Genomic DNA, 24,190 nt, shown 5'->3' with positions numbered 1-24,190 from the left:
CCTGGAGCAGAGGACTTTGCAAACCATCGACAACCCGTTCGGCACGAGGTTGTCACCCATGTCTTAGGTACACGATGTTACCTATGTCTTCGGTATGGACATGGAAGAAAATGGTGCCCGGAGGCGGATTTGAACCACCGACACGCGGATTTTCAATCCGCTGCTCTACCAACTGAGCTATCCGGGCATCCGGCTTCGTTAAGCCATCCAGTGCGCCTTAGCGACCGGCCGGGGGCTTGGTTTGCCCCGGAACGAGCGGGGTTATAGCATCTTGTTCGTGCATGTCCAGCGCTAAACGGCAGTTTTTTGACAGGATTTCGTGATGGCGAAGAAGTGCTTGGATTACGGTGGGTTAGGACAGGTTTTCGGTCCGATCCGCCCCCTCCGGGACCGTGGGCTAAGCCCGATATCTGCCGCTAGTCGTCATACTCTGCCTTGCTCTCGTCGTCGGCGACGGGGATGGCATAGCGGCCGCCCAGCCAGCGCGAGAGATCGACGGAGCGGCAGCGCTCCGAGCAGAAGGGGTAGCTTTCCCGGATCGAGGGACGGCCGCATTCGGGACAGGGGCGGGATTTGCGCAGCGGCGCCACCTTGGCGGGTTCGACCATGGTCAGCCCTCCGCCCAGCCCGAGCGAACGTCGAAGCCCTCGCCCGAGAGAAGCTGCATGGTCTCAAAGAGCGGCAGCCCAACCACGTTGGTGTAGGAACCGACGAGCTTCTGGACAAAGCTGCCGGCAATGCCCTGGATACCGTAGGCACCCGCCTTGCCGCGCCACTCGCCCGAGGCAAGATAGGCGTCGATATCGGCGGTCGACAGGCGCTTGAAGCGGACCTTGGTCTCGGCCACCTTCTGGCGCACGGTCCGATCTGGCGTCACCAGGCAGATGCCGGTGAAGACCCAATGGCTTCGACCGGAGAGCAGATGCAGAGCGGAGGATGCCTCCTCCATGAGTTCGGCCTTCGGCAGAATCCGGCGTCCCACGGCGACGACAGTGTCGGCCGCGAGGATGTAGCTGCCGTTCCAGGCGAGGTCCGGCTTGATCATAGCAAGCGCTGCCTTCGCCTTTTCGATCGACAGACGTCTTGCGAGCGAGCGCGGATGCTCGGACTTCTTCGGCGTCTCATCGAGATCCATCGGCATCAGGCGGTCAGGCTCGATGCCGACCTGCTTCAGGAGGTCGAGCCGGCGCGGCGAGCCGGAGGCCAGTATCAGCTTCTGTCTCAGTTCCATCGGGCCTGGCGTCTCGGATTCATAGCGCTTGCGCGCTTTACTTGAAGCGGTAGGTGATGCGGCCCTTGGTCAGATCATAGGGTGTCATCTCGACGAGCACCTTGTCGCCCGCCAGAACACGGATGCGGTTCTTGCGCATGCGGCCGGCCGTATGGGCTATGATCTCGTGCTCGTTCTCCAGCTTCACGCGGAAGGTCGCGTTCGGCAGGAGTTCGGTGACGACACCGGGAAATTCGAGGACTTCTTCTTTAGGCATGGAAGGATTTTCTTTCTGTCAGACGGTTCACGGACACCCGGTCCGGAAAATGTGGGCGGAAACTACACAATCAACGCGGTTTTGTGAACCACGTAGCAAACGCTTTTCCATTTTGTTTCTCAGCGCCTAGGCGCGGCTTAAAATCCGCTCCCGTATCAGGCGCTCCAGCCGGTCGCGCACTTCCCGGTAGGCGGAGAGAACCTGGTCGCGCGAGCCGGTCGCAACGGTCGGGTCGGGCATCGGCCAGTAGACGACCTCGACGGCGGAAGAGCGCGTCAACTCCAGTGCGGCGTGGTGGGCTTCGGGCGCGAGCGTCACGACCAAGTCGAAATAGTCGTCCTCCAACTGGTCGAGCGTCTGCGGTCGGCGGCTTCCAAGCGTCAGTCCCACCTCGTCCAGGACGGCATCGACGAAAGGGTCCCGGTCACCGGCGCGCACACCGGCCGAAGCGACGTAAACGCCCTTTGGCAGGAGATGGCGGGCGAAGGCTTCGGCCATCGGCGATCGGATCGCGTTCATGCCGCAGACGAAGAGGATCGCACCCGGCAGCCTGTCCCTCGATGCGCCCTCACTTTCCTCCGCCATCGCCGCCCGGTCCTAGCCGCGCCAGTAGAGCACGCAGACCAGCGTAAACAGTCGCCGGGCGGTGTCAAAATCGATCCTGATCTTGCCAGAGAGACGATCCATGAGGGTTTGCGATCCCTCGTTGTGGATGCCCCGGCGGCCCATGTCGATCGCTTCGATCTGGCTCGGTGTGGAGGAGCGGATCGCCTCGTAGTAGCTCTCGCAGATCATGAAGTAGTCCTTGATGATCCGGCGAAACGGCGTGAGCGACAGGATGTGGGTGACGACGCTTTCTTCCGCCTCGGTCTTGATGGAGAACACCAGCTTGCTGTCGACCAGCGAAAGATAGAGCTTGTAGGGGCCACCCTTGTGACCGACAGGCTCGAAGGAATTCTCCTCGATCAGATCGAAGATGGCGACCGCCCGCTCGTGCTCGACATCCGGGGTCGAGCGACCGATCGTCTCGTCCAGGATCACGTCACAGAGCCGGAAGTCCCCATCCGCCATCGCTATCCCCCGAGATTGAGACGGATGGCAACGGAGCGGGCATGCGCATCCAGTCCCTCGCTGGTCGCGAGCGCGATCGCGGCCGGCGCCAGCTGGCGCAGCTGGTCGGGTCCGAGCCTGAGGATCGAGGTGCGTTTCACGAAATCGAGCACCGAAAGACCGGAGGAAAAGCGTGCCGAACGCGCCGTCGGCAGGACGTGGTTGGACCCGCCGACATAGTCGCCGATCACCTCCGGCGTATGGCGCCCGACAAAAATGGCGCCGGCATTGCGGATATCGACCATCAGAGCGTCGGGATCGTCCACGGCAAGCTCCAGGTGCTCGGCGGCGATACGATTGGCGAGCGGTATCGCATCCATCAGGGTCTTAACGAGAATGATGGCGCCGAAATCGCGCCAGCTCGCCGTGGCGGTCTCGGACCGCGACAGGCTCTTCAACTGCCGCTCGACCGCCGCCTCGACCGCATGGCCGAGACCGGCGTCATCGGTGATCAGGATCGACTGGGCGCCGGGATCATGCTCTGCCTGGGCCAGGAGATCAGCCGCGAGCCAGTCGGGATCGTTGTTGCGATCGGCAATGACAAGCACTTCAGAGGGTCCGGCGATCATGTCGATGCCGACGGTGCCGAAGACGTGGCGCTTGGCGGCGGCGACATAGGCATTGCCGGGTCCGACGATCTTGGCGACCGGGGCGATGCTCTCGGTCCCGTAGGCAAGAGCCGCTACCGCCTGCGCACCACCGATGCGATAGATTTCCTCGACGCCGGCGATCTTCGCTGCGGCCAGCACCGTCGGGTTGATCCGGCCGCCGGAGGCCGGCACGACCATGACAATGCGCGCAACACCCGCAACCTTCGCCGGCAGCGCGTTCATCAGCACCGAACTCGGATAGCTCGCGGTGCCGCCCGGCACGTAAAGACCAACCGCGTCGATCGCGGTCCAGCGCGACCCGAGGCCGACGCCGATCGCATCCTCGTAGATGTCGTCCTTCGGCATCTGGCGGGCATGATGCTTTTCGATCCGCTCGGCGGCGAGCCTGAGAGCGCCGATCACGTCCGGCTCCACCTGTCTCATCGCCTCGTCGATCTCTCCCGGTGTCACCCGCATGGGAGTCACCGCGAAATCGATACCGTCAAACCGGCGGGAATAGTCCGCGAGTGCCGCATCGCCGCGGGACCGGACATCGGCAACGATCGCCGATACGGCGTGATTGACGTCGTCCGACACCTCGCGCTTGGTCGTCAGGAAGTCGGCGAACCGCTTCTCAAAGCCTTCGGATGTCTGTTCGAGCCAGATCGCCACCTGCGTATGTCCCCTCAATTCAACACTATGCCGTCGCCGGCAATCAATCGCCTATATGCCGCGGCAGCGACGACGCTTCCCAGGCACCGCCGGTGTCGGCCAGCTGCGCCTCAATGCATTCCACGTCCAGAACGATCATGCCGCCACCCGACAGGACGAGTTCCACCTTGCCGTCCGGACCCTCGCCATCGGGCAGATAGCGCAGCGCCAGGAGCGACTTCACATCATCCGACCGGCTGCGGTCGACACCAGCGGAGCGGACCGCGCGCACGCGTTTGAAGCTGATCACGGCGCGGCGACGTTCGTAGGTCTTGCGCTGGCCATTGGCCTTTTCCCACACGAAGCGGTTGGCGGCGAGAGCGAAATGCCCGCCCTTCGGCGAAAAGGTGATGTCGCCCACCTTGAAGACCGCGTCCTGCATGTGGGCCGAGACGATCGCCAGATCATCGCCATCGAGCGCCATCAGTTTCAGGCTTTCCATGCTCATCCCGTCCGTCGGTGGCAAGGCCACGCTAGAATTTCACCTTCTCTGGAAATAGGTTGCTGCGTTGCAGGACGCAACGACGAAGATGAGCAGGCGGGCGTTTTTTAGGCAAAGGCCGCCCGCCGTTTCGACGAAAGTCGGAGTCAGTCGCTGATGCGCTCGATCGAGGCGCCGCAACGGCCGAGCTTTTCTTCCAGTCGCTCGAAGCCGCGGTCGAGGTGATAGACGCGATTGACAACCGTCTCGCCTTCGGCGGCAAGGCCGGCGATGACAAGCGAGACGGAGGCGCGCAGATCGGTCGCCATGACCGGCGCGCCCCTCAGCGTGCGAACGCCTTCGATCCGGGCCGTCTGGCCGGACAGGCTGATGCGGGCACCGAGCCGGGCAAGCTCCTGCACATGCATGAACCGGTTCTCGAAGATCGTCTCGGTGACATGCGAGACACCGTTGGCGCGGGTCATCAGACCCATGAACTGCGCCTGCAGGTCCGTCGGGAAGCCCGGGAAGGGTTCGGTGACGATGTCGACGGGACGGATGTCGTTCCCATGGCCGATGACGCGGATGCCGCCGTCGACGGCAGTCACCTCCGCCCCGGCGCGGCGGATCGCTTCCAGAGCCGTCTCCAGCAGAGCACCATCGGTTCCCTGCAGCGTCACGTCGCCGCCGGTCATGGCAACGGCCATGGCATAGGTGCCGGTCTCGATGCGGTCCGGCAAGACGCGGTGGCGCGCGCCGGAGAGGCTCGTGACGCCCTCGATGGTGATCGTTGCGGTGCCGGCGCCGGTGATCTTCGCGCCCATTGCGATCAGGCAGTTGGCGAGATCGACAACCTCCGGCTCGCGAGCGGCATTGCCGATCACCGTCGTGCCGCGAGCGAGCGCGGCCGCCATCATCATCACGTGGGTCGCACCGACGGAGACCTTCGGAAACGTGTAGCTGGCGCCGATCAGGCCGCCCTTCGGCGCGGTGGCGTTGATATAGCCGCCATCGATTTCCATGTCGGCGCCCAGCGCCGCCAGTCCCTCGATGAAGAGATCGACGGGGCGGGTACCGATGGCGCAACCGCCGGGCAGCGATACGCGCGCCCTGCCCTCGCGGGCGAGAAGCGGACCGATGACCCAGAAGCTCGCGCGCATCTTGGAGACCAGCTCGTAGGGCGCGGTCGTATCTGCGACGGTCCGGCAGGTGAAATGGATCGTGCGCGCATAGGAGCCGTCCTGGTGCTCGCGCCGGCCGTTGACCGCAACATCGACGCCGTGATTGCCGAGAATGCGCAAAAGCAGTTCCACGTCGGCCAGATGCGGCACGTTTTCGAGCGTCAGCGTGTCGCTCGTCAGCAGCGAGGCTATCATCAGGGGCAGCGCCGCGTTCTTGGCACCGGAAATCGGGATCACGCCCTTGAGCTCGTTGCCGCCGACAATGCGAATTCGATCCATGTTCAGCTCTCGGGCGAGGCCCGCCTCTATCAATGATGGTCCGGTCGTCCAGCCGGAGAAGGATGGGGGTCTTTAGACGAAAAGCATGAGGTCTTCAATTCCACGCGGGAATTGCCGGCTAATCATCGTCCTGCGTCGATTTTGCGGCAGGCAGACCGACTGCGTCGTCCGCCTCGCTGGCGCGTCTGGCGCGAACCTGCTGCTTGCGGCGCAGCAAATTCTCGCGCAGCTTCTTCGCGGCGCGCGCCTCGCGCTGTTCCTTGGCGGCGGCGACAGCACGTTCGCGCGCCGTCGGCTCCTTTTCATCCGGTTCTTTCGACATGGCCCCTGCATAGCGAAAAACCGCGTGCTGCGGAAGGCGGCGCAAGCGCCAGTTCTTTTGTTGCATCAAACTCTTTTTGCGGCTTGCGCTGCCGCCGAAGCTGTGGCAATAGGCCACTCGCTCCGGACGGCGCAACCGCGTCGCCAACAGATGCTGCTATAGCTCAGGGGTAGAGCACTCCCTTGGTAAGGGAGAGGCCGAGAGTTCAAATCTCTCTAGCAGCACCATTTTTCCGAAATTTCGAATTTCTGCCCGAGACAGATCAGCATCCGGGCGCTCATCCTCCTGCATTCAAGCGGGAGCCGTGCTGCATTTTGGCGCGGCCCAGCGATACGCAAGCGGTCGGGCGCGCTGGCCTGTTGGAGGCCGGCGCGTGTTTGTCGGGGTAGTCTGCTGGTGCTACCGCGCGGCCTGCAGGATGCCGAGCAGCGACTTGCGGTCTAGCGGGATCGGGTTGCCGCCGGCGCAGGGGTCGACCTCGGCCATGGCGACGACCTTTTCCTCGTCGATGTCGGTCAGGCCCATCGCGGCAAGTGTGGGCGGAATGTTCAGCTCCCCCCTGAGGTCGAGCATCCAGTCCAGAACGCCGGCCGCGCAATAGTGCGGAAGGTCGAGCGTGCGGGACAGAAGCTCCAGCTTCTCGTCGATCGCGGGGGCGTTGAACTCGAGGACATAGGGCATCAGCACCGCATTGAGCAGTCCATGGTGGGCATCATAAAGGGCGCCGAGCGGGTGAGCCAGCGCATGGATGGCACCGAGGCCCTTCTGCAGCGCGACGCAGCCCATGCCCGAGGCGATCAGCATCTGTCCCCGCGCCTCCAGATTGTTGCCATCGGCAACGGCGAGCGGCAGCCAGGTCTTGATGAGCCGCAGGGCGTTCAGCGCAATACCCTCTGCCATCGGGTGGAAGCTCGGCGCGGAGAGCGCCTCGAGCGCATGGGAAAGCGCGTCCATGCCGGTTGCCGCGGTGATATGCGGCGGCAGACCGGTCGTCAGCTCGGGGTCCATGATCACGAGGTTTGGCATCATGCGCGGATGGAAGACGATGACCTTGCGATGTTCCTCGTCATGGGTGATCACGGAGGAGCGGCCGAGCTCCGAGCCGGTGCCGGCCGTTGTCGGGATGGCGATGACCGGCGTCAGCCGCGAGGTGTCGGCCCGGGTCCAGTTGTCGCCGATGTCCTCCAGATCCCACATGGGGATCGTCTGCGACGCCATCAGCGCGATTGCCTTGGCGGCGTCGAGCGCGCTGCCGCCACCGATCGCGACGACCAGATCGTGTCCGCCGGCGCGGAGGGCCTCGACGCCCCCGGCCACGTTGCGGCCGGTCGGATTGGGTTTCACGTCATGGAAGAGGCCAGGCCGCAGTCCTCCCTCGCGCAGGACCTCCAGCGTGCGCTGCACCGGAAAGAGATCCTTGAGACCGGCATCGGTGACGACCAGCGGAGCGGCGGCACCCAGCGAGCGGACGGCATCGGCCAGTTCGCCGATGCGGCCATTGCCGAAACGGACGGCGGTCGGAAAGCTCCAGTTGCTGCTGACGGAGAGGGGTGCGGTGATCATGGTCTAAGCCTCCGTGGATTGCATGGCCTGTCGCCTCAAAGCCCGGCGGCGAAACACCTCGGCGAAAGCGACCAGGAACAGGGCGGGAATGAAGTTGAGTGTCGCCAGCGCCGGGTAGATCGGCGAGGAGCCGACGGCGATGCCGCTGTAGACGAACACCGGCAGCGTTCGGGCCGTGCCTGCCAGCGAGTAGGACACATAGAAATTTCCCCAGGACAGCAGGAAGGCAAAAATGGCGGCGGAGAAGATGCCCGGCCAGAGGAGCGGGAAGGTCACCTCGCGGAACACCTCCCAGCCATTGGCCCCTGCATCGCGGGCGGCGTCTTCCAGGGTATCGTCAAAGCCATAAACCTGGACGGCGACGATCACGAGGGCGAAGGGCGTGATGTAGACGACATGGCCGATGATGACAGTCATGAGACCCGTCGAGAAACCAAGCCAGTTTCCGAGCAGGGAGAACCAGAGCAGCATCACGACACCGAGCAGCAATTGCGGAAAGAGCAGCGGCGCGAAGGTAACGATCTGGAACAGGCGTTGCAGGCGGAACCGGTAGCGGATCCAGGCGACGGCGCCGGCAGTGCCGAGGATCGTTGCGAAGACGGTCGAGACGGCGGCCACGATCGCCGAATTGGCGACAGCCGGAAGGAAATCCGGCTTGCGCAGCAGTTCGCCATACCATTCGAAGGAGAAACCCTCGATCGGCAGGGTCAGCACCCGGCTCGAGGTGAAGGAGAAAGCGACGAGCGTGGCGATCGGCACGTAGAAGAACACCAGCAGAAGCGCCAGCGTCCCCACCAGGGCGATGTCGATGAGCCGGTCCTTGAGACGATGCGATATCATGCGGCCTGCTCCCCTCTGACAGACGTTCTCTTGCTGGCAAGAAGGCCGACAAGGGCCAGCGTCAGCGCCCCGACGGTGATCAGAACGATGGTGAGCGCCGCACCGAGCGGCCAGTTGACCCGGGTCTCGAAGCTCTGGCGAATGAGTTCCGATGCCAGCGGTGACGTGCCCCCACCGAGAACCCTTGGTTCGAGGAAGGCGCCGAGGCTGAGGACGAAGACGAGCACCGCTCCGGAATAAAGGCCCGGGCGCGAGAGCGGCAGGGTTATCTCGAAGAAGGTGCGCAGACGCGAGGCGCCGGCGTCATAGGCGGCGAGCAGCAGGTCGCGATCGATGCGGACGAGCGACAGGTAGATGGTGAACATCGGATAGACGACTAGGTTGTAAACCATGCCGATCATGGTGCCCGCCGGCGTAAACAGCAGATTGAGCGCGTCAGGCGGAAATCCGACATGCGCAAGCATCCAGTTCGCCACGCCGTTGCGGTCGAGCACCAGGATCCAGCCGAAGGTCTTCAGCACGGCATCGGTCAGGAAGGCGAAGACGATCAGGATCTGGATCTGGGTGTTGTAGGTCTTGAGCCGCGTGGCGAGCGCGTAGGCGGCGGGAAAGGCGATCAGCAGGCACAGCGCGACGCAGATGACAGCCATCACGACGGTGCGGCCAATGATCGTCCAGTAGTGCGGCTTGGAGAAGATTTCCGTCCAGATCTTCAGATCCCAGGTCCAGACCAGCCTGTAATACTGGGTGGTCTGGAAGGTCAGCACCACCGTCATGAGAAGCGGAATGAGGAAGAAGACCAGCATCACGATCGCGAGCGGCGCGACGGCCGCCACGAGCACCGGGTCCTTCCAGCTCTTTTGCTCGATCTTCATGCTCACTCCGACAACAGAAAGGCGGAGGCGGGGTCGAAGCCGATGCGAACCTTCTCGCCGACATCGGCCGGCTGGATGATCGAGCCGGGCAGTTCCATCACCACTGGACTGTCGAGACCCGGAATACGGACCCGATATTGTGTCGAGGAGCCCTTGATGAAGTATTCGTCGACCGTGCCACTCATTGTCCAAACGCCGGCCGGTGTGTCACCCGAGACGAAGCTGATGGTCTCGGGCCTGACGAGAAGGGCGGTACCATCTCCCCTCAGGCCGGCGGACACGTGTTCGGCAGGGAGCACAGAGGGCTGCCCGTCAACCAATTGCGAACTGACCGTCGCGCCACCGGCGGCCCGACTGTCGACCGCCACCGGGATGAAATTGGTCTCGCCGATGAAGCCGGCGACGAACCTGTTGACCGGCCGGTAGTAGATGTCGGAGGGCGTACCGACCTGAACGACGTGTCCGGCCTGCATGACGCAGATCCGGTCCGCAAGCATCATCGCCTCTTCCAGATCGTGGGTCACGAGCACGAAGCTGGTGCCGATTTCGCGGTGCAGTTTCTTGAGTTCCGCCTGGAGAGATTTCTTGAGCTTGGCATCAAGGGCGCTCATGGGCTCGTCAAGCAGAAGCACGCCGGGCTGGGAGATAAGCGCACGAGCAAGTGCTACGCGCTGCTGCTCGCCGCCCGAAAGCTGCGCCGGATAGCGGTCGAGATACTCCCGCTTGAGATGCATCAGATCGATCATGACGCCGACGCGCTCGCGGATTTCGCTCGGCGCGACCTTTTTCAGTTTCAGCGGGAAGCCGATGTTGTCCGCCACGGTCTTGTGCGGAAAGAGCGCCAGCTTCTGGAACACCATGCGGGTCGGGCGGCTTGCGGCAGGCACGCCGCTCATGTCCTGGCAGGCGATCTGCAGCCTTCCCTCGGTGAGGTCCTCGAAACCGGCGAGGATCTTCAAAAGTGTGGTCTTGCCGCAGCCGGACGGACCGACGAGCGCGACGAACTCCCCCTCCCCGACGTCCAGCGAAACGCCATGCAGGGCGCGCGCGGAACCGTAGTCCTTTATGATGTTCGAGGCGGAGATGATCGGCGATAACAAGACAGGCGTCCCCCATGCTTGCGGAAAGAAAAGGGGCCGCCGTGGCGTGCGGCGGCCCGCTCAATCGGTTTACCGTGCGGCGAGCTCTTCCTGCCAGATCGCCAGCATATCGTCGATGTTCGGCGCAACGGTGTGGAACTGGCTGTTGTCCCAGGCCGTCCACATGTAATCCATCTGCAGCGCCTTCTTCTCCTCTTCGGAGAAAAGGGCTTCCGCCTTCTGGTTGGGAACCAGGTTGCAGGTCGCCTCGGTGATCGCCAGTTGCTTGGCCACCTCGGGCGAGACGATGTATTTCAGGAAGTCGGCGGCAATCTGCGAGTTCTTGCCGTTGTCGATCAGGCCCGTGGCCTCCATCCAGATGATGCCCTGCTTCAGGCCGTCCTTCGGCTCGGGAACGATCGACTGGATGTAGTCGTGACCCTGCAGCCTGAGCGCCGAGGTGCAGTAGGTGCCGCCGCCGATGAGGGCGCGGAACGAACCGTCGATCAGACCCTTCTGGGCCACGGCGAGGTCGGCGACGATGGCGCGGGTATTCTTGAAGGCGGCGCGCAGGACCTTGCGGACTTCGCCAAGGGCTGCCTCGTCGAGTTCCTCGTACGGGTTCACGCCGGCATAGAGGGCCAGCGGCATGATCGGCCAGTCACCCCAGTCGAGCAGGCAAATCTTGTCCTTGTAGGCGCTGTCGAAGACCGGCGCGTAGCTCGACCAGGTCTCGAGCTTGTCGAACTTGGTGTTGACGGTCGGTCCGACCCAACCCCAGCGCGTCGGCAGGCCGGTCGCCTTGCCCTCGTGCTGCAGCGGCGCGAAGGGGGCACGAAACTGCGGGTAGAAATCGGCGTACTGGTCGGCGAAGTCGGCATCCTCCAGGAAGCGGCAGAAGCCGGCGGGGCCCATGCGCTGGATCCAGGGGCTGTCGGAGGACACGAGGTCGAACTCGCGGAAGGCGCCAGCGGCGAGCTTGGCGAAACCACCGGCGGAGTCCGTGATCAGGTCGATGGCGATCGTCGCATCATTGCTCTTCTGGAAGGGCTCGAGAATGCTGGGCGCGTTATAGCCCTCCCAGCACATGTAATTGAGGCTTTCGGCCGCGTTCGCCATGCGCGGGAGACCCAGGAAGCTCCCGCCGGCGGCGGCGAGACCCAGGCCACCCATGCCCTGAAGCACCGAGCGGCGGCTGATATTGGCTGTTCCCTTTGTCATTCTTGTTTTCCTTTCTCTCATCCAACTTACGAGGGGCGATCAGACGACGCCGAGATAGCGCCTGATCTCCCACTCACTGACCTGCTTCTGATAGTGCGAGAATTCGACCTCCCGGCTTTCGACGAAGCTGTCGACGAAATCATCGCCGAAGATTTCGCGCGCCTTTTCGCTCCGCTTGAGACGCTGCGCGGCGTCCCAGAGATCGCGAGGAAAGACGGCGTCCGGCGCGGGCGCGGAGGCATAGAAGTTCTCGGCGCTGTGCGGCGGCGGCTCGATGGCGTTGTCGATGCCGTAGAGCCCGGCACCGATGAACATCGCAAGCGCCAGATAGGGGTTCGTATCGGCCGACGGCACGCGGAATTCGAGGCGGGTCGCGTCCCGGCTGTCGTTGATCACGCGCACGGCGGCGGTGCGGTTCTGCACGCCCCAGTTGGCGGAAGTCGGCGCCCAGGCGCCCGGCACCAGCCGCTTGTAGGCGTTGACCGTGGACGAGCACATCGCCAGAAGCTCCGGCATCAGCGTCAGGAGACCGCCAATGAAATGACGCGCCGTGGCCGACAGCCCGCCGGGGGCGTCCGCATCGGCAAAGACGGGATTGCCCGCCTTGTCGCGCAACGACAGATGCAGGTGACCCGACTGGCCGGAAAGCGCCGGCGACAGTTTGGACATGAAGCTGACCGTCAGCTCGTTGCGGGCGAAATAGGATCTTGCGAAGTTCTTGAACAGGAAGGCGTCGTCGGCTGCCTTGATGCCCTTTGCATAGGTCAGTGGCGCTTCGAAGCAGCCCGGCCCAAGCTCGGTATGGATTGCGTCGAGCTTCACGCCCATGACCGACATGGTCTCCTCAAGACCTTCGAGCAAATCGCCGTAGAGCGCGGACGTCTGGAGGGAATAGGTGCGGTTGCCCTGGGCGAAGTGGGTGAGGTCCCGGTAGTTCTTGGCCTTCAGCGTTTCCGGCGTCTCGTCGAAGACGAAGAATTCGAATTCGAAGGCCGAGAGAACGTCGAAGCCACGGTCGGATGCCCTTGCGAGCTGCTCGAGGCAGACGTTGCGCGGGGAACGGCGGCCGAACTCACCGGAGAAGTCCGCAAGGCAGAGCGCGGTGTCCTCGGCAAAGGGATAGGCGCGGACCGTGTCGGCGAAGAGTGTTGCGGGACGGTCGACGAATGCGCCGTCACGATAGGTGCTCTCGGCGATATCCCAGAAGTAGAGCACTTCGCAGAATGGATAGCCGTCGCGTGCCAACTTGATCGCCTTGTCGGCCGAGACCAGCTTGTCGCGGAACTCTCCTTCTGGATCGACCATGCCAATGTGCACGGACTTCGCACCCAGATCACGGATTGCGGTTTCAAACTCGGTCGCGGAACGGCTATTGATCGTCATGGGGGCCTTCTCAGAATTGACTTGAGGTTAGGCAGCCCGACTGGGTAAGGAAATATCCCCAAAGGGATAGTCGGCGACCGATTGTTGCGACATTTCCCGGGCATGAGGAGGCACGGGTTGGAAAAAGGGTTTGCCGCCTGGAACAGGACAGTGGCGGAGCTCCTTGCTTCCGAGGGGCAGCCGCAGTTCGAGGCTCGCGTGGAATCGGCGCTGAAGACGGTGCTCGAATTCGACGTGTTCATGGTGTTCGGCTACCAGGGCTCATCCCGACCGAACGCGCATTACTACAATATCGATCCCGATCGCGCGGCGACCGTGATCGACGCCTACGCGGCCGGACCGTATCTGCTCGATCCTTTCTATGCGGCGGCGACCAATGCAGCGATGAGAGGGGTCAGGCGGCTGAGGGACATGGCGCCAGACCAGTTCTACAGCTCCGAATATTTCCGTCGTCATTATGCCCTGACGGGGATAAGGGACGAAGTCGGCATCGTCTGTCGTCCTGCACCCGGTTATGGCGTCGTCGTCAGCTTTACACGGCCGGTGGGTTCACCGGCTTTCGGTCGGCGCGACCTCGACGCGGTTCATGCGGTGGAGCCCGTGATCAGACTGCTGGTCGAACGGCACTATGCGGAAAGCGGGGCGACCGATCAGCACCATGAGCAGAGCCGGACACCGCCCGATACGATCAACGCCTGCCTTGACCGGATGACCGACGGCCTCCTTACACCACGGGAGATCGAGATCACCTCGCTCATCCTGCGCGGCCACTCGAACATGTCGATAGCTGAAAGCCTTCATATCGCCGAGGGAACGGTGAAGATCCACCGCAAGAACATCTATCACAAGCTTGAAATCTCCTCCCAGGCCGAGCTCTTCGCCCGCTTCATTTCGGAACTCGCGGTCTGACGCCGTTTCCTCTCGTGACGGCTTGCCCTCTGTTCGCGGTTGACCTCGACACGTGTTGCGGCCAAGGAGGCTTTCGACGAAACGGGGGGAGCGACTGCGATCATGAAAAAAGATGGCCGCACGCGCCTTGAGAAACTACAGCGCTCCTGGACCAAGGCATCCGGCGAGGAGCGACGGCAGTTCCTCGAGTGGATCGGGCATCGTTCGTCAGGCGAAGCGCCGGCGACGGCAGCCGATCCGATTGCCTCTGGCCGCTATCTCACGCCCCGCACCATCAGCCGCGTCCGCATTGCGCTTGCCCAGCGGTCGATGACGCTTGCGGACCTGTCGACCGAACTCGGCCTGCGACCCGGCGACCTGTCGCTGGCACGCGCTTTCGCGCGAAATGCCAGTCTGCGGCTACGTCTCATCGAGGCGTTGCAGCAATGGCTTGAGGATCACGCGACGGACGGCATCTGACCAAAGAACCGGCGACCATGTGTCTATCCGGAACCTTCACGTGCCGTCATCGTTGCATCCCAACCTGTCACACAAGAGGAGGGCAGCATGTCGAGCGGCCGGAATGCGAAGGGCAACAAGAACGCAATACCGGGATCAAAGAATGAGACCGAAGCGGCGGAAAAGGCAAAATTGCCGCTTGGGGAAACGCCGATGTCCCAGGTGGCGGTGCCAGCCACAATCAACGGCACCGCTACCCTCGACACGAACAAAGGCCCGTTGCCGCCAAAAAGCCGCCTGAAGGATTAGCCTTTGAACTCTGGGAAAACCAGCGGCTCAGCCGCAGCCGTTGCGGGAATACACCTTGCCGGCGTCCTGCTTCAACGTCCAGCCGTGGAACGTTGGCAAGTCGACCTCACACCATACAACGTTGCCGCCCTTTTCGACACAGCCTAGGACAGTCACGCACTGGTCCTTTTCCAGCCTACCGATCACGGCACCGTCCATCCCCGGCAATCCTCGAATGTTCAGCCGCGTCAACGCCTGAATCGAGTTAATGCCGCGAGCGACATCGGGCGAGCCGACATCGTTCGGCTGTGCACAACCGCCGTCGGGATAACGAAGACAAGCCGATGATCCGGACGGCTTCTTCGGCTTCTGTGGTTTCTGCGGCTTTGTCGGCAGGTCCGGCGTCTCGCCGAAGGAGATCGTAAGCTCCGTCCCGTCGCCGATCATGCCAACATAAAGACCATCCTTTTCCTTGTCCGCCCTCCCGACCATTTCGAGGCCGGTAAACGTGGTGTAGAGGATGATCGTGCCGTCACCATTGTTCATCGAGTAGCCGGAGACGTTGCGCAGCATCTCCGGGCAGGCGTAATCGTGCTGCAGGATCGACTGGATTCCGTCAGCGACCGGATCGTCCTGGAACGAGATGCGGCATGTACCCTCCGGTGTCGTCATGGACCAGATGTCCTCGGCAGCGCCTGCCTCCACGCTCAACAACAGCGCGACCCCCGCGACGACGTATGACAGCGATTTCAAGCCCGCTCCAATCATCCAATCACCCTCTTCTGCATCATCTCTTCATGGTCTTGTCCTAGGGAGTTCGGGAAAAGCGGGTCAACAGCGGATCGGCAGTCGGCCCAAAAGTGGCCGAGCCGCCCCCCGGTATTTCACGAGGCGCACCGGAATTCGGAATGAGTTAGGTTGCGTTCATTGGTTGCTGCCATAAGTCTGACGAAAGCATTGTTCAAAAGGGGGCCAATGCCCAGCGACAGTCCACAGCCCGGCCAGAAATGGCAGGACCAGCCGCCGCGTCCGCCCCGGTTCGGTGGCGGCGGCGTTTTCGTGGTCGTCTTCCTGTCGATCGCAGCCTGTATCGGCCTGGTGGTGTTGCTGGCCAACGAACGGCAGAACCTGAAGGCGATGACCCGCTGGCTCGGCGTCGACCATTACCTCGCTGCTCTGCACGAGGCGCCCCGTCCACCGCAGCCATTGAAGAGCCAAAGAAACCTCTCCCCAACGGTGATCCTTCCCGATCACTTCATCCGGGAGCCCGATATCGGCGTGGTCGGCGTGTTCGTTCGTGAAATGCGCGACCTCGGTCCAGCCTTCTGCGCTGCCTTCGATTCCTCCGGTATCAGCAATGAAGGCTGGAAGGCCAGCCAGGTTGACCGGTCTACCTTCGAATGCCTGTCCGAAGATCTCGTGAGACCAATCGGAGGGGATGAGCCGACCGCTTCGTTCTTCTTCATCGCCAAAGGACAGCCCGACGGCGAAATCAACTCCATCCGCATGAAGCTCATCGCACCCGACACCGACGCCGGGCGGGCCTCCCATGACAAGCTGGTGAACGCCGTCTCGACTCTTATCCACGAGACCGGGTGGAGCGATCTCGCCCAGCTTCTCGACAGCACGCGAAAACTCTCCGACTACACCACCATCCGCTTTGGAATGTCCTACAAGTTCACCAAGGAATTCACGGGCGAAGACCGCTACAATCTCATCATCCTGCCAATCAACAAGGACCCATTGGTGAAGAGAGCGCGGGAGTATTTCGACCGGAGCAACTGGCTGCCCGTACCCTCGCTGTCGGGGCAGATGATGCGTCTGCCCAGAGCCACCGCCAGCTGACCTCCTTGCACAAACATATATAATTTAATATATGTATTGGCAGCCGTGCGGACTCGCTCGCATGGCCTTACGCGCAGTTTCAGGGAGCCTTATCGTTGCATATCAGGGAAATCACACCGACCTATCACGTGACCGGACAGATCAAGCCGGCCGACCTGCCGGCGATTGCCGCGGCCGGGTACACCACAATCATTTGCATGCGGCCGGATGGCGAGGGATGGGGCCAGCCCAAATTCGCGCTGGTCTCCGAGGCGGCTGCCGCAAGCGGCTTAAGTGCGCACTACCTTCCCGTCGGAGGAAGCTCCGTTCCAATGGAACAGGCGGCCAAGCTGAAGGCGCTTCTGACACAGACCCAGGGGCCGATCCTCGCATTCTGCGCGTCGGGCGCGCGCAGCGCCGGGCTTTACCAGATGGCACAGCAAATCGGCTGATACCGGTCAGGAGGCGAGTGCTGCCAGCTTGCGCTTGAGTGCCTCGATATCCTGGAATTCCTCGCGCCGCATGCGCCGTTCCCAATCCAGCGATGTCCGGATGATCCCGTCGAGGTCGTCGTGGCGTGGGCGCCATCCGAGGCGCTGGCGTGCCAGCGTCGGATCCGCGACGACGGAGGCCGCATCCCCTGGCCGGCGCTGTTCGTGCACCACCTTCAGGCTCGCGCCGGATACCCTTTCGACCGCGCGCAGCACGTCGAGGACCGAATAGCCGCGGCCATAGCCGCAATTGGCGATCAGGGATTCGCCACCCCTGTCCAGATGGCTCAGCGCATCGATATGCGCCGACACCAGATCCGCCACATGGATATAGTCGCGGACACCGGTGCCGTCCGGCGTTGGGTAATCGCCGCCAAAGACATGGACGGCCCGACGCTCGCCGAGCGCGGTTTCGCAGGCGACCTTGATCAGGTGAGTGGCATTGCGCGTGGCCTGGCCCACCCTGCCCTTCAGGTCAGCGCCCGCGACGTTGAAATAGCGGAGCGCGACGAAACGGAAATCATGAGCGCGCGCGGTATCCTGCAGCATCAGTTCGCTCATGAGCTTGGAGGCCCCATACGGATTTTCCGGGCGTGGCAGGTCAGTCTCCCGGACGGGCGCATTGCTGACCGGCGTTCCGTAGACTGCCGCGGTGGAGGAGAAGATGAACTTTCCGACGCCCGCCTCGACTGCCGCCGACAGGAGGACGCGCGTGTTGCCGGTATTGTTTTCATAATAGCTCAACGGGTCGCGAACGGAGTCCGGCACAACGATGGATCCCGCGAAGTGAATGATCGAATCGATCCGGTTTTCTGTGAAAACCTGCTTCAGGACTTCGGCATTGCCGACGTCACCAAGGTAAAATCGCGCCTCGGGAGCGACGGCCCAGCGAAATCCCGTGGACAAACGGTCAAGCACAACGACCTCGTGACCTTGGTCGAGGAGCGCCCACACCATGTGACTGCCAATGTAACCGGCGCCGCCTGTTACCAAAATCGCCATGCCGCTTCTCCCAAACGCTGAACCATTGGGAGCACTCAACCACAACGACGCTGACTATTACTTACGCGACAGCAAAATCAGGCGTAATTATGCCGTAAATCATGATTTATACTTTCCCGTCTGTTCCGGAAAAGCGTAGAATTTTATCGATGGGCTAAAGCGACAAAACATATTTTCTCAGACGCTCCGCCGCATCCAGCATCTGCCTGGGGTCCCTGAGAAAACAGGCGCGCAGGAACGTTCCGCCACCGGGCCCGAAGGCGCTACCCGGCGCCATTCCCACACCCGTTCGATCGACGATATCGAGTGCGGCCTGACGGCTGTCGGTGATGCCGTCGATCTTCAGGAAGGCGTAGAGAGCACCGTCCGGTTTCAGTGTCTCGACCCGGTTGGTGGCGATCAGGGCCTCGCAGAGGATGTTGCGACCCTGCCGTGCCCTCTCGATGTTTTCCGAGACAAAGCGATCCCCCTCGTCGAGCGCGACCACGGCGCCGCGCTGCATGAACTGGGCGACGCCGGAGGTCGAATACTGGATCAGGTTTTCCAGCACCTGGCCGATTTCCGGCGGCGCGACGATCCAGCCGACACGCCAGCCGGTCATCGACCAGTTCTTGGAAAAGGAGTTGGAGAAGATGACCTTGTCGCCCTCCTCCATGATATCGAGGAAGGATGGCGCACGCTGCGCGTCACCGAAATAGTAGAGTGCGTAGATTTCGTCGGCGAGAATCCAGAGGTCATGCCGGCGGGCGATGGCGAGGATTGCCTTCAGATCGTCGCGGCTTGCCGTCCATCCCGTCGGGTTCGACGGCGAGTTGATGAAGAGAGCACGTGTCTTCGGTGTGATCATGGACTCAAGCCGGTCGAGATCGAGGCGCCAGCCGCCGTCCCTGAAATCGAGCGGCAAAGCGCTCGCCTTGGCGCCCGCAAGCTCGATCGCCGAGACGATATTCGGCCAGGTGGGCGACAGATAGATCATCTCGTCGCCAGGCGACGTCAGCGCCTGGACGGCAAGCGCGATCGCCTGCATGCCGGACCCCGTGACATAAAAGTGCTCCGCCGGCAGGGTGACCGAGAAATGACGTTCGTAATAACGCGACAGTGCCGCGCGCAATTCCGGAATGCCACGCTGCCAGGTGTAGAAAGTCTCGCCGGCGAGCAGCGCATCGGAGGCTGCGCGGTTGATGAAATCCGGCGTCGGAAGATCGCCTTCTCCGGCCCATAGAGGCAGCAGGCCATCGCGACCGCGTGCGTAATTGATGATTTCGACGATACCGCTCTCCGGAGCGGCAAGGGCGCGGGGGCTCAGGCTTTCGAGAAGGGACACGGCGAGACATCTCCTGTTTCCGCCGTCATAGCCGACGAAGACTGAAAAATCTCATGAGAAAGCGTGGAGATAAAATCGATTCCGGTGATGGGACGGCACTCGAGGGCCGCCCCGACCGGTTCGCGTCAGCGCGCCTTCAACAGGTCGCGGATTTCACCCAGCAACTGGATGTCGGCCGGCGGAGGTGCTGCGGGTGATGGCGTCTTTTCCTCTTCCAGCGAGGCCCGGAGCGCATTGACGCCCTTGACCATCAGGAAAATGATCCAGGCAAGGATTAGGAAGTTAATCGCAACCGTGATGAAGCTGCCATATGCGAAGACCGCGCCCTGCTCACGGGCCGCATCCAAAGACTGCGCGGTGACATTGCTGCTGAGCGGCAGGAAATAGTTGGAGAAATCGAAGCCGCCGAAGATGACGCCAACGATCGGCATGACGATGTCGTTGACGAGAGAGTCGACGATCTTGCTGAAGGCGGCGCCGATGATGACACCGACGGCCAGATCCATGACGTTGCCGCGGGCGATGAATGTCTTGAACTCGTTGAGCATCTGGCTCTCTCCCCTTATCCTGGCCGGGACCGATTGGATACCGTCGGCACTTTCTAACATGCTTAAGCGAAGTTTAAACATGCGGGAACCGGAAAAATGCAGCCCGCCTTCGACTTAAGATGAAGACCAGTGCAATTTCAAAATGCAGGCGTTTGACCTAGTGTTCGGGAGGGAGTTTTGGAGGGCAGTGCCGAAGGAGGGAACGTGCTTCCGGGGTGGGTGATCTTCTCATCCGCGATCGCGTATCTGCTGCTGCTGTTCGCGGTGGCGAGCTACGGCGATCGCCGCAGCCGGCGGCTTGGCGTCCCGCCGAAGGGACGACCTATGGTCTATGCCCTTAGCCTCGCCGTCTATTGCACCTCCTGGACCTATTTCGGCGGCGTCGGGCTTGCCGCCAGCCGTGGTCTCGAATTCACGGCGATCTACATCGGCCCCATCCTCGTCTTCACCATCGGCATGCCGATTCTCCGACGCATCATCGAACTCGCCAAGGCTGAAAAGCTGACGTCGGGGGCCGATTTCGTCGCTGCCCGCTATGGCAAGAACCCACTGGTCGGGATGCTGGTCACGCTCATCTGCCTGGTGGGGACGATTCCCTATATCGCCCTTCAGTTGAAGGCCGTGTCCTCTTCTGTGGCCGCCATGATCGATCCGTCGGACTACGGCATCGGCATCGGCAATCTGTATTTCCTCGACCTGTCCTTGATCGTGGCACTTTCGCTTGCCTGCTTCGCGGTGATCTTTGGCACGCGCCATACCGATGCGACGGAGCATCAGGATGGCCTGATCCTCGCGATCGCGATGGAGTCGGTGGTGAAGCTCGTGGCGTTCTGGATGCTCGGCTTCGTCGTCATCTTCGTTCTCTACGACGGACCGACGGCACTTTGGGAGGCCGCGCAGTCCTCGTCGATGGTGATGGATGCGCTATCCTACGAGACGCCCGGGATTCGCTGGGTTCTGCTGATCGCGCTTTCCGCCTTCGCGATCGTGATGCTGCCAAGGCAGTTTCACGTCACCGTCGTCGAGAACCGCACCAGCCGCGAACTCAATTTCGCCCGCGTTCTCTTCCCGCTTTACCTTATCGCCATCAACATCTTCGTGCTTCCCGCCGCGATCGCCGGACTTCTGAGCTTTGGTGGCGGGGGGGACGCCGATCTCTACGTCTTATCGCTCCCGTTGTATCACGAGATGCCGTTCGTGACGCTGTTCACCTTCCTCGGTGGCTTTTCCGCAGCCACCGCGATGGTGATCGTCGCCTCCGTGGCGCTCGCCATCATGATCTCGAACGATATCGTGCTGCCGATCTTTCTTCGTCGCAAGCTCGTGGCGAGGTCGGGCGACCGTTCGGACTTCGCCGGCGCGCTGCTGCAGATCCGCCGGACGGCGATCTTCATCGTGCTGCTGCTCGGCTATGCCTATTACCGCACCGCCGACAGCACTTCGGGCCTGGCTTCCATCGGCCTCCTGTCCTTCACGGCGATCGCGCAGATCGCACCCTCGCTGTTCGGCGGGCTCTTGTGGCGCAGGGCCAATGCGCGGGGCGCCATTGCCGGGCTTTCCACGGGTTTGGTCGTATGGGCCTACCTGCTGTTTCTTCCAAGCTTCGGAGGGGACGACAATGCCGAGCTCACTTCGGTCGTGCTCTCATTCCTGCTGCCCGGCACCGGCCTGTTCGACGGCCCACATGCCGATCCGCTGGTCAATGCCACCCTCCTCAGCCTGCTCCTCAACGGCCTCGCCTTCGTGCTCGGCTCGCTTAGCCGGAACCCGCGTCCCGTCGAGCGCATCCAGGCCGGAATTTTCGTCAAGCGCCATGCCCGCTCGCAGTTCGCGACTCGCGGCTGGAAGACCAGCGTCAGCGTCGGCGACCTGAAATCCGCCATCGCCCGCTACCTCGGCGAGGAGCGGATGCGACGGTCGTTCCGGAGCTACGAGCAGGCGACGGGCCGGCGTCTTTCGGACGAGGATCCGGCCGACATGGCCTTCATCCACTTTTCCGAGCAATTGCTCGGCAGCGCCATCGGTTCGTCTTCCGCGCGGCTGGTACTGTCGCTCATCCTGCAAAAGGCCGAGGACACCTCCGCCGACACCGCCTGGCTGCTCGACCAGGCGAGCGAGGCGCTGCAATATAACCAGGACATGCTGCACACCGCGCTTTCCCAGATGGACCAGGGGATTGCCGTGTTCGACAGCAACAACTGCCTGACCATCTGGAACCGCCGGTTCCGCGAACTCCTCGATCTTCCCGAACATGTCGGGCAGGTCGGATTTCCGCTGACGGAGATCGTCGGCATCCTGTCGAGCCGCGGCGATATCGCGCCCGATGAGCAGGCGCAGGTCATCCGTGACTTCCAGCGGCTGGACAATCCTTTCCGCCTCGGCATGCGTCAGGGTAAGCGCATCATCGAAGTCCGCTGCAACGCCATGCCCGACAAGGGCGTCGTGGCGACCTTCACCGACATCACCAGCCAGATGGCCGCCGACCAGGCGCTGAAGCAGTCCAACGAAACGCTGGAGCAAAGGGTCAGCGAACGCACCGCGGAACTCACCCGCGTCAACCGCGAACTCGCGGAAGCACGCGCAGCCGCCGACGAAGCCAATATCGGCAAGACGCGGTTCTTTGCGGCGGCCGGTCATGACATCCTGCAGCCGCTCAACGCCGCCCGCCTCTATTCATCCTCACTGGTCGAGCGGATGGGCGAGTCCGAGAACAGTGCGCTGGTGCGCAACATCGATTCCGCGCTCGAGTCGGTGGAGAACATCCTCGGCGCTGTCCTCGACATCTCCCGACTCGATACCGGGGCGATGAAGGCACGCACGACGTCGGTCCCCCTGCAAAGCCTGCTTGAGAGGATCGAGACCGACTTCGCCCCGATGGCGCGGGAAAAGAACCTTAAGCTCGTGGTCATGCCGACCACGCTGACCGTGCGATCCGATCCGAACCTGCTGCGACGGCTGGTGCAGAACCTGGTCTCCAACGCCATCAAGTACACCCCGTCCGGACGGGTCATCATCGGGGCGCGACGCCAAGGCAAGGAAGCGGTCATCCAGGTATCGGATTCGGGGATCGGCATTCCGCCGTCGAAATTCCGCACAGTGTTCAAGGAATTCGCCCGCCTCGACGAAGGCATGAAAACCGCCTCGGGTCTCGGCCTCGGGCTTTCCATCGTCGACCGTATCGGACGCGTGCTGAACCACCCTGTGAAATTGTCGTCGACACCCGGACGAGGCACAACATTCAAGGTTCACATGCCACTTGACGTGGCGCTGCCCCGGGCAGCATCCGGCCCGGAAAAGGCGTCTGTCGATCGCAGTTCACCGTCGCTTTCCGGTTTCCGGATCCTTTGCATCGACAACGAACCGAAAATCCTTGAAGGCATGGCGCTGTTGATCTCCGGATGGGGCTGTACTGTGGATTGCGCCGGATCGGTTGCGGAACTCGACGACTATCTCGCACGAAACCCGTCACCGCCCGACCTGATCATCGCCGACTATCATCTGGGTGACGGAAGCGGGATCGGCGCGATCCTGACGCTGCGGTCGACATATGATTTCGCGGTTCCGGCTTTGCTGATCACCGCCGACCGCACCCAGGAAGTGAGGATGGAGGCGGAGCGCCACGGCATCGGACTGCAGCACAAACCGGTCCGCCCGGCAGCCTTGCGCGCCTACCTGACCCAGGCGTCCGGCATGAAACGCAGCGCCGCGGAATAGGCCAAAGGTTTCATTTCCCGGCCTGTTGACCTACATTGGGCTTGTGCCGCGAGCGGTGCAATGAACCATTGTCGGCGCGAACCATTTGTCGCCGGCCGTCGCACTCCAATCACAGGAACAAGACCATGACACAGGCCCAGGCGGGTGACACCGTCCGCATCCACTATATCGGTACCCTGACCGATGGCACCCAGTTCGACACGTCGGTCGGCGGCGAACCGCTCCAGTTCCAGTTGGGCTCCGGCCAGATCATCCCCGGCCTCGAGCGCGGCATCGACGGCATGGCGCTCGGCGAAAAGCAGCGCGTGGTGGTCCCGGCCGCCGAAGCGTATGGCACCCACGATCCGCAGAAGGTTCAGCAGGTGCCACGGTCGGCCATCCCCGCTGAAATCCCGCTCGAACGCGGCCTCCAGCTCCAGGCCCAGACGCCGCAGGGCGTTCCGGTGGTCGTCGTCGTAACGGACGTTTCGTCGGAAGCGGTGACGCTCGACGGTAATCATCCACTGGCCGGCCAGGATCTCGTCTTCGATGTCGAACTGGTCGATATCGTCAAGGCCGCCTGACTGCTTTGCCGTTTCCGGCGGCAAACG

The 24,190-nt window shown here is 62.5% G+C and carries 26 protein-coding genes and 2 tRNA genes; 8 read left to right on the top strand and 20 right to left on the bottom strand.

The annotated features are described in order from the left end of the window. Nucleotides 1-111: 111 nt before the first annotated feature. From J5J10_RS16380 to J5J10_RS22525, 10 genes are all read right to left on the bottom strand, one after another. A tRNA-Phe gene (locus J5J10_RS16380) sits at nt 112-187 on the bottom strand. Between the two features lie 229 nt (nt 188-416). Then, the gene (yacG, locus tag J5J10_RS16375; RefSeq protein ID WP_211930672.1) at nt 417-608 is read right to left on the bottom strand and encodes a DNA gyrase inhibitor YacG; all 192 of its coding nucleotides are present in this window, start codon (nt 606-608) and stop codon (nt 417-419) included. A gap of 2 nt (nt 609-610) precedes the next feature. Beyond that, the gene (locus J5J10_RS16370; RefSeq protein WP_211930671.1) at nt 611-1,231 is read right to left on the bottom strand and encodes a Maf-like protein; all 621 of its coding nucleotides are present in this window, start codon (nt 1,229-1,231) and stop codon (nt 611-613) included. A gap of 37 nt (nt 1,232-1,268) precedes the next feature. Beyond that, the gene (infA, locus tag J5J10_RS16365; protein ID WP_004117876.1) at nt 1,269-1,487 is read right to left on the bottom strand and encodes a translation initiation factor IF-1; all 219 of its coding nucleotides are present in this window, start codon (nt 1,485-1,487) and stop codon (nt 1,269-1,271) included. A gap of 126 nt (nt 1,488-1,613) precedes the next feature. Continuing rightward, the gene (locus tag J5J10_RS16360) at nt 1,614-2,072 is read right to left on the bottom strand and encodes a low molecular weight phosphatase family protein (protein ID WP_211930670.1); all 459 of its coding nucleotides are present in this window, start codon (nt 2,070-2,072) and stop codon (nt 1,614-1,616) included. A gap of 12 nt (nt 2,073-2,084) precedes the next feature. Continuing rightward, nucleotides 2,085-2,558, bottom strand: coding sequence for a UPF0262 family protein (locus tag J5J10_RS16355; RefSeq protein ID WP_211930669.1), 474 nt, complete (start codon nt 2,556-2,558; stop codon nt 2,085-2,087). Between the two features lie 2 nt (nt 2,559-2,560). Then, nucleotides 2,561-3,859 (bottom strand): histidinol dehydrogenase, encoded by a 1,299-nt coding sequence (gene hisD / locus J5J10_RS16350; RefSeq protein ID WP_211930668.1) that lies wholly within the window; start codon nt 3,857-3,859, stop codon nt 2,561-2,563. Between the two features lie 43 nt (nt 3,860-3,902). Further along, a complete protein-coding gene (locus J5J10_RS16345) occupies nt 3,903-4,340 on the bottom strand; it encodes a DUF2948 family protein (RefSeq protein WP_208547959.1) in 438 nt (145 codons plus the stop codon). 146 nt (nt 4,341-4,486) lie between these two features. Further along, nucleotides 4,487-5,779 carry a UDP-N-acetylglucosamine 1-carboxyvinyltransferase gene (murA, locus tag J5J10_RS16340; protein WP_208547960.1) on the bottom strand — a complete coding sequence of 431 codons (1,293 nt, stop codon included), beginning with the start codon at nt 5,777-5,779 and terminating at the stop codon, nt 4,487-4,489. A 118-nt stretch (nt 5,780-5,897) separates the two neighbouring features. Continuing rightward, entirely contained in the window at nt 5,898-6,248 is a 351-nt protein-coding gene (locus J5J10_RS22525) for a hypothetical protein (protein WP_249116759.1), read from the bottom strand. 5 nt (nt 6,249-6,253) lie between these two features. Between J5J10_RS22525 and J5J10_RS16330 the strand changes: the two genes are divergently transcribed. Then, nucleotides 6,254-6,328, top strand: a tRNA-Thr gene (locus J5J10_RS16330). A 172-nt stretch (nt 6,329-6,500) separates the two neighbouring features. On the opposite strand, the gene J5J10_RS16325 is transcribed toward J5J10_RS16330, so the two are convergent. The 6 genes from J5J10_RS16325 to J5J10_RS16300 form a co-directional block, all read right to left on the bottom strand. Next, nucleotides 6,501-7,664: an iron-containing alcohol dehydrogenase gene (locus J5J10_RS16325; protein ID WP_211930667.1), complete on the bottom strand. Its 1,164-nt coding sequence runs from the start codon at nt 7,662-7,664 to the stop codon at nt 6,501-6,503. Nucleotides 7,665-7,667: 3 nt separating this feature from the next. Continuing rightward, on the bottom strand, nt 7,668-8,504 hold the full coding sequence (locus J5J10_RS16320) for an ABC transporter permease (RefSeq protein ID WP_211930666.1): 837 nt from the start codon (nt 8,502-8,504) through the stop codon (nt 7,668-7,670). Continuing rightward, the gene (locus J5J10_RS16315) at nt 8,501-9,379 is read right to left on the bottom strand and encodes an ABC transporter permease (RefSeq protein WP_211930665.1); all 879 of its coding nucleotides are present in this window, start codon (nt 9,377-9,379) and stop codon (nt 8,501-8,503) included. The genes J5J10_RS16320 and J5J10_RS16315 overlap by 4 nt, the downstream gene beginning before the upstream one ends. Nucleotides 9,380-9,381: 2 nt before the next feature. Continuing rightward, complete coding sequence (locus J5J10_RS16310) at nt 9,382-10,479, bottom strand: ABC transporter ATP-binding protein (RefSeq protein ID WP_211930664.1); 1,098 nt, start codon at nt 10,477-10,479, stop codon at nt 9,382-9,384. A gap of 69 nt (nt 10,480-10,548) precedes the next feature. Further along, nucleotides 10,549-11,679 (bottom strand): PotD/PotF family extracellular solute-binding protein, encoded by a 1,131-nt coding sequence (locus J5J10_RS16305; RefSeq protein WP_211930663.1) that lies wholly within the window; start codon nt 11,677-11,679, stop codon nt 10,549-10,551. Nucleotides 11,680-11,718: 39 nt separating this feature from the next. After that, nucleotides 11,719-13,062, bottom strand: coding sequence for a glutamine synthetase family protein (locus tag J5J10_RS16300; RefSeq protein ID WP_211930662.1), 1,344 nt, complete (start codon nt 13,060-13,062; stop codon nt 11,719-11,721). 117 nt (nt 13,063-13,179) lie between these two features. Here J5J10_RS16300 and J5J10_RS16295 point away from each other — a divergent pair, with 117 nt between their 5' ends. The 3 genes from J5J10_RS16295 (at nt 13,180) to J5J10_RS16285 (ending at nt 14,718) form a co-directional block, all read left to right on the top strand. Further along, a complete protein-coding gene (locus J5J10_RS16295; protein WP_211930661.1) occupies nt 13,180-13,971 on the top strand; it encodes a helix-turn-helix transcriptional regulator in 792 nt (263 codons plus the stop codon). 102 nt (nt 13,972-14,073) lie between these two features. After that, entirely contained in the window at nt 14,074-14,430 is a 357-nt protein-coding gene (locus J5J10_RS16290; RefSeq protein WP_211930660.1) for a hypothetical protein, read from the top strand. 87 nt (nt 14,431-14,517) lie between these two features. Then, nucleotides 14,518-14,718 carry a hypothetical protein gene (locus J5J10_RS16285; protein WP_211930659.1) on the top strand — a complete coding sequence of 67 codons (201 nt, stop codon included), beginning with the start codon at nt 14,518-14,520 and terminating at the stop codon, nt 14,716-14,718. A 27-nt stretch (nt 14,719-14,745) separates the two neighbouring features. Here the strand turns inward: J5J10_RS16285 and J5J10_RS16280 are convergent, their stop codons facing one another. Beyond that, nucleotides 14,746-15,450, bottom strand: a complete 705-nt coding sequence (locus J5J10_RS16280; RefSeq protein WP_211930658.1) for a hypothetical protein — start codon at nt 15,448-15,450, stop codon at nt 14,746-14,748. Between the two features lie 222 nt (nt 15,451-15,672). Between J5J10_RS16280 and J5J10_RS16275 the strand changes: the two genes are divergently transcribed. Then, nucleotides 15,673-16,542 (top strand): DUF6030 family protein, encoded by an 870-nt coding sequence (locus J5J10_RS16275; RefSeq protein ID WP_211930657.1) that lies wholly within the window; start codon nt 15,673-15,675, stop codon nt 16,540-16,542. Nucleotides 16,543-16,637: 95 nt separating this feature from the next. After that, nucleotides 16,638-16,973: a TIGR01244 family sulfur transferase gene (locus tag J5J10_RS16270; protein WP_211930656.1), complete on the top strand. Its 336-nt coding sequence runs from the start codon at nt 16,638-16,640 to the stop codon at nt 16,971-16,973. A gap of 6 nt (nt 16,974-16,979) precedes the next feature. Here J5J10_RS16270 and galE read toward each other — a convergent pair whose 3' ends face one another. The 3 genes from galE to mscL all read right to left on the bottom strand — a co-directional run bounded on the left by galE (nt 16,980) and on the right by mscL (nt 19,886). Next, nucleotides 16,980-18,014 (bottom strand): UDP-glucose 4-epimerase GalE, encoded by a 1,035-nt coding sequence (gene galE, locus J5J10_RS16265; RefSeq protein ID WP_208547972.1) that lies wholly within the window; start codon nt 18,012-18,014, stop codon nt 16,980-16,982. Nucleotides 18,015-18,168: 154 nt separating this feature from the next. Beyond that, nucleotides 18,169-19,338 carry a pyridoxal phosphate-dependent aminotransferase gene (locus J5J10_RS16260; RefSeq protein ID WP_211930655.1) on the bottom strand — a complete coding sequence of 390 codons (1,170 nt, stop codon included), beginning with the start codon at nt 19,336-19,338 and terminating at the stop codon, nt 18,169-18,171. A gap of 125 nt (nt 19,339-19,463) precedes the next feature. Further along, nucleotides 19,464-19,886, bottom strand: a complete 423-nt coding sequence (gene mscL / locus J5J10_RS16255) for a large conductance mechanosensitive channel protein MscL (RefSeq protein ID WP_208547974.1) — start codon at nt 19,884-19,886, stop codon at nt 19,464-19,466. 204 nt (nt 19,887-20,090) lie between these two features. Here mscL and J5J10_RS16250 point away from each other — a divergent pair, with 204 nt between their 5' ends. Both J5J10_RS16250 and J5J10_RS16245 read left to right on the top strand, forming a co-directional pair. After that, nucleotides 20,091-23,600, top strand: coding sequence for a PAS-domain containing protein (locus J5J10_RS16250; protein ID WP_211930654.1), 3,510 nt, complete (start codon nt 20,091-20,093; stop codon nt 23,598-23,600). Nucleotides 23,601-23,725: 125 nt separating this feature from the next. Beyond that, nucleotides 23,726-24,163: a peptidylprolyl isomerase gene (locus J5J10_RS16245; RefSeq protein ID WP_211930653.1), complete on the top strand. Its 438-nt coding sequence runs from the start codon at nt 23,726-23,728 to the stop codon at nt 24,161-24,163. The last annotated feature ends 27 nt before the right edge of the window (nt 24,164-24,190 follow it).

The sequence above is a fragment of the Ciceribacter sp. L1K23 genome (genome assembly GCF_018122705.1).
In the GTDB taxonomy this organism is placed as follows: Bacteria; Pseudomonadota; Alphaproteobacteria; order Rhizobiales; family Rhizobiaceae; genus Allorhizobium.
This window is presented reverse-complemented; position numbering and strand designations above follow the sequence as displayed.